General features: G+C 38.3%; 10 protein-coding genes. All 10 read left to right on the forward strand.

Translation table 11 applies throughout. The features are described from left to right. The coding region (locus B2Z27_RS02980; protein WP_286812503.1) for an STAS/SEC14 domain-containing protein at nt 1-205 on the forward strand (205 nt) is incomplete at its 5' end. Nucleotides 206-230: 25 nt separating this feature from the next. Next, nucleotides 231-449, forward strand: a complete 219-nt coding sequence (locus B2Z27_RS02985; protein ID WP_286812504.1) for an SHOCT domain-containing protein — start codon at nt 231-233, stop codon at nt 447-449. Nucleotides 450-581: 132 nt separating this feature from the next. Next, on the forward strand, nt 582-1,262 hold the full coding sequence (locus B2Z27_RS02990) for a helix-turn-helix domain-containing protein (protein ID WP_286812505.1): 681 nt from the start codon (nt 582-584) through the stop codon (nt 1,260-1,262). 69 nt (nt 1,263-1,331) lie between these two features. Continuing rightward, the gene (locus B2Z27_RS02995; protein WP_286812506.1) at nt 1,332-1,694 is read left to right on the forward strand and encodes an STAS/SEC14 domain-containing protein; all 363 of its coding nucleotides are present in this window, start codon (nt 1,332-1,334) and stop codon (nt 1,692-1,694) included. A gap of 48 nt (nt 1,695-1,742) precedes the next feature. Then, nucleotides 1,743-2,018, forward strand: a complete 276-nt coding sequence (locus tag B2Z27_RS03000) for a zinc ribbon domain-containing protein (protein WP_286812507.1) — start codon at nt 1,743-1,745, stop codon at nt 2,016-2,018. Further along, nucleotides 2,019-2,561, forward strand: a complete 543-nt coding sequence (locus B2Z27_RS03005) for a hypothetical protein (RefSeq protein ID WP_286812508.1) — start codon at nt 2,019-2,021, stop codon at nt 2,559-2,561. It abuts the gene before it with no gap. 14 nt (nt 2,562-2,575) lie between these two features. Beyond that, entirely contained in the window at nt 2,576-2,902 is a 327-nt protein-coding gene (locus B2Z27_RS03010) for a hypothetical protein (RefSeq protein WP_027392783.1), read from the forward strand. 58 nt (nt 2,903-2,960) lie between these two features. Next, the gene (locus tag B2Z27_RS03015; protein WP_286812509.1) at nt 2,961-3,851 is read left to right on the forward strand and encodes a bestrophin family protein; all 891 of its coding nucleotides are present in this window, start codon (nt 2,961-2,963) and stop codon (nt 3,849-3,851) included. Between the two features lies 1 nt (nt 3,852). Next, entirely contained in the window at nt 3,853-4,299 is a 447-nt protein-coding gene (locus tag B2Z27_RS03020) for an MgtC/SapB family protein (protein WP_286812510.1), read from the forward strand. A gap of 105 nt (nt 4,300-4,404) precedes the next feature. Continuing rightward, the coding region (locus tag B2Z27_RS03025) for an STAS/SEC14 domain-containing protein (RefSeq protein WP_286812511.1) at nt 4,405-4,691 on the forward strand (287 nt) is incomplete at its 3' end.

A 4,691-nucleotide genomic window follows, 5' to 3' on the forward strand; every position in this document is an offset into this window, starting at 1 on the left:
GACGGTAAGTGCCTATTGGAAGGGTATTGAATTAAATCTTCCGAATGAAACACATTTAAAGCGTGTTGCTTTAGTGGGTAGCGTTAAATGGCAGGAACAATTTACCGAGATGCTGCTTCCATTTTCCAAGGCTTACATAAAATTTTTCAAGCCTGAAGATATAGATGCCGCTAAAGAATGGGTCGAAAAATTCGACAGGAACTGAATTATTAATTTAAAAAATAAATAGTATGATGGACGATTGGTATTTTTGGGGAATGCACTGGATATGGTGGGGGTTATGGATAATTCTTATCTTCTGGATATTTTTAATTCCCTACCCCACACCGGGACAGAAAAACAGAAAGGACAGGGCAATGGAAGCCCTGAGGGAGCGGTACGCCCGCGGCGAAATCGACGAAGAGGAGTTTGAGAAACGCAAGACTGTCCTGTTAAAGAACAAAAAATAACAGTGTTTTGCTTTTGACCGAACGACCATAACACCGTTATCTATGCAAAGAAAAAAATAGGGATATGGCTTTTGGCAGGCTTTGCCTTTGGACTGTTCATCATTCAGCCCTTGGGACTATCACTTTACTTATATGATGAAAGTGGAGATACTGGTAACTGGTACTTACTTTTTTTTAAAAACCATTAAAAATACGATACGCTTTGGTGATATAGACCAAATATTCAAAAATGTTTTATTCGGGATTATTGGCAGCAGCCTTGTCTTTATGGTTTTTCTAAGAAATAAAATTTTTATTTTAACAAAGAAAAGGAATGACGGCAATGCAATTATAGCGCTTATCAAAAACGGCGAAAATCAGTTTGTGGAATTCAAGGCTACCCTGAGGTGGGATTTACGTCAATCCAAAGTGAATAAACAGTTGGAATTTGTAATTGTCAAGACCATAGCGGGATTTATGAACACCAACGGTGGTAAATTGCTTATAGGAGTAGATGATAACGGCAACATCCTCGGTCTAAACCAGGATTTTGAAACTTTGAAAAAACCTGGTACAGATGGTTTTGAGCAATACCTGATGCAGTTGATATCTTTAAAATTGGGCACCCATTTATGTACGGCTGTAAATGTATCTTTTTACGGATATGGAGAAAATGACGTTTGCTACATAGAAATAGACCCGGCCAAAACACCGGTCTATCTAAGTCAAGACGGGAGGTCACGGTTTTATATTAGAACGGGCAATGGAACGCGCGAACTCGATTTGCTTAAAGCCATCTTGCACTTAGGAAAAAAGAAGGCGCTTTATAATTAAGAAAAGCAAGTGTAAAGCCAATGGATATTTGCACATACAATGCACTAATAATAATATTAATTTTAAAAGATGTTACAGATTACAGACATAAAGAGCGAAAATGTGGTTACCACAAAGGCTAGCGGTAAACTCAACCAGTACGACTTTGAAAAAATACATCCGCTTATCCATAGTATTCTTGAAAAAGGATTAAAGGTTCGGTGGTATTTTGAGATGAACGATTTTCAAGGCTGGCATATAGAAGGGCTATGGAAAGATTTCACTAAAGATGTTGACCACGAAAAGGAGTATGAAAAAATAGCATTGGTCGGCGAAAAAAAGTGGCGAAAGTGGGCCACCCAATTTATGAAACCGTTTTGCAATGCCGAAATCAAATATTTTGGTCCAGACCAAAAACAGGAAGCCAAAATATGGATTGAAAGTGAGCAATGACAAGGCATTGGCTGGTTAATCAAAGAATAAACTAAAAGATATATTAATATGGGATTTTTAAAACATTTATTTCGAGGCTTTCAAAACGGAGGCCATCATTCCCGCGGACATCATAATAAGCGCGGTTATGATTACAGGGAAGATAATTCAGGTTCAAAAGTAATGATTCGTTGCACGGCCTGTGGTGAGAAAAATGAAGAGAGCGCAGCCTTTTGTAAAAAGTGCGGTTCACCTTTAGGCAAGTTTAAGTGTAGCAACTGTAACGAGAGTGTGCCGGTCGAGGCAAAATTTTGCCCTAATTGCGGTACTGAAGTAAAACAATAGATGAAATACTATCTTTTAATAATCCTGTTTTTTGGTTTCCTGAAAGCGAACGCCCAAAAAATTTACAGGACCGAAGAAGGCCACGTTGAGATGATGGCAAGGGTCGATAGTGTAACCTTTAAGGCAGAAAGTCACAAACTGGCATTATATCTCGACTATGATTCCAAAGTGGTCAGTGGTGTCCTTGACCTTAAAACGCTATCGACCAACAACCCTGAAATCAAAGCTATGCTGGCAGGGGAGGAAGACCCCTTAATGCTTCGGTTTACCGGTACGGTGCCTTCTGTTGATTTTTTGTCAAAACGGCACGACCCTATCGACTTTAATTGGCTGATAGATGTTACTTATCAAGGAAAAGCCTTTAAATCACAATTTAAAGCAACCATTACACATATTGAACAAGGCGTAAGTATGTCGTGTTTGATAAGTGCCAGAGGACAGGTTTTGGTGGCTGATACAGGCTTGGATTCCATCATAAAAGGTATCGATGATGCCATAGAGGTGCAGTTTGCACAAATGGTTTTGAAAATGGACAACCAGTAATTTAATAAAAAAATATGGGAACTTGGAACGATAGGCTATATCATAAAATATTCAATAGTACGGTAATAATGATGGTAATCGTTACAGCCTCTTTGGGTATAGGAATGATGGGGTATCATTTTTTGTTGGGCTTAAGTTGGATAGATAGTTTTTTAAATGCCGCAATGATTCTTACGGGAATGGGACCATTAGACGAAGCAAATACCAATGCCGGCAAACTTTTTTCTGGGATTTATGCAATGTATTCTGGAATCGTCTTCCTTTCTGCCATTGCTATTTTCATCTATCCAATTATACAAAAAATAGGAAAGAAGTTTGAGCACCAGCATAAACAAGAATGAAAAGTATAAACGGAAATTACAAGCAAACAATTTTAAAACATAAAAATAAACAAACAAAATGCTCTTAAACAAACGGATATCCATCTGGTCCTTTCTTGAATACATTAAATATGACATTATATTTATTGTGTTTTATGCCATAACTATGGGTATTTTAGACCAATTCGGTTTTCTAAGTAAAATTTCGATACCTATAGCCGTTACAGGGGTTTTCGGGACTGCTGTGGCACTACTGTTAGGTTTCAGAACCAATCAAGCCTATGAACGCTGGTGGGAAGCCCGTATTATTTGGGGCGCCATTGTCAACGATTCTCGTACTTTGGTACGACAGAGCATAACCTTTTATGACCGACAGGATAGTCAGTATGAATTTAGGATTAAAGAAATAGTTTTACGACAAATTGTGTGGTGCTATGCACTGGGTGAGTCCTTAAGGAAAGTGGACTTTTCCCCTAAGGTAGCTGGCTATTTAAAAATTCAGGACATTAATGACCAAAATGTTCCCAATGCTATTCTATTAAAACATTCTGAAGCCTTATCAGAAGCCCGCAACGATAAGGCAATCAATAAATTCCAACAGGTACAAATTGACAGTACTGTTGCGCGTCTTTGCGATTCAATGGGCAAATGCGAAAGGATTAAAAACACGGTATTCCCCAAGGCACATAGCCTGTTGATCCACCTCATCATTTATGTTTTTGCCACAATGCTTCCGTTTGGTTTGTCCGATAATTACCTCTCTGTGGAAATTGGTCTTACCATCGCTATCCCTATCATCTTTATAGCCATTGAGAAAACATCAATTTTAATGCAGGATCCCTTTGAAAACAACCCAATGGACACACCAATGACCGATTTGGCCCAAACTATAGAAATTAATCTAAAGCAGATGACAGGTGATGATGACATCCCACAGAAAAAGAAACCTGAAACGTTTTACATTCTATAATATGGATTTACAAACTGAAATAACGCTGATTCCCAGATTATTGGTTGCCTTGTTACTGGGCATCTTGATTGTGCTTGACCGTGAAATTCACGGTCACGATGCAGGTATAAGAACCTATGCTTCCGTTTGTTTGGGAGCTGCACTTTTAACCATCATCAATACATATACTGAGATGGCAGACCAAACCAGGATTGTCGCCAATATTGTCTCTGGTATTGGTTTTTTGGGAGCGGGTATCATTTTTAGGGACAGTTCAAAGAATACCATATCAGGGTTAACAACGGCCGCTACTATATGGGCCAGTGCTGGTGTTGGCATTGCCATAGGATATGGGATGTATTTAATTGGTATAACCAGTACACTATTGATTATACTATTGCTGGTTTCGCATCATTTCCCATTTTTTAAGGCTAAGTACGGTAAAGAAACAAGGGGTAACAATGAATAAACAAAGTGTAATTGAAATAAGAAAATTAGTGTGACGTGTAGAGCGTATCATTTGCACATACAACGCACTAATATTTTAAATAGATGAATATAAAGATATACAAATATGTTACAGATAATAAACTTGGAAAAAGAACATCTTATTGCCGCTAAAATCAGCGGGAAACTTACGGAAAAGGATATGGAAAAGATGCATCCGCTTATCCACAACATCATAGAAAAAGGCCATAAAGTGGACTTCTATTTTGAAATGGAAGATTTTAAAGGCTATACCCTTAAAGGCTTTTGGGAAGACCTAAAGATTGATTCGGCTCATTTGGGAGATTATGGCAAGATGGCCTTTGTCGGCAACAAAAAATGGCAGGAATTGGCCGCGAAGGCAACTGATTTTTT

This window comes from Maribacter sp. UBA3344 (assembly GCF_002362375.1).
Taxonomy (GTDB): Bacteria; Bacteroidota; Bacteroidia; order Flavobacteriales; family Flavobacteriaceae; genus Maribacter; species Maribacter dokdonensis.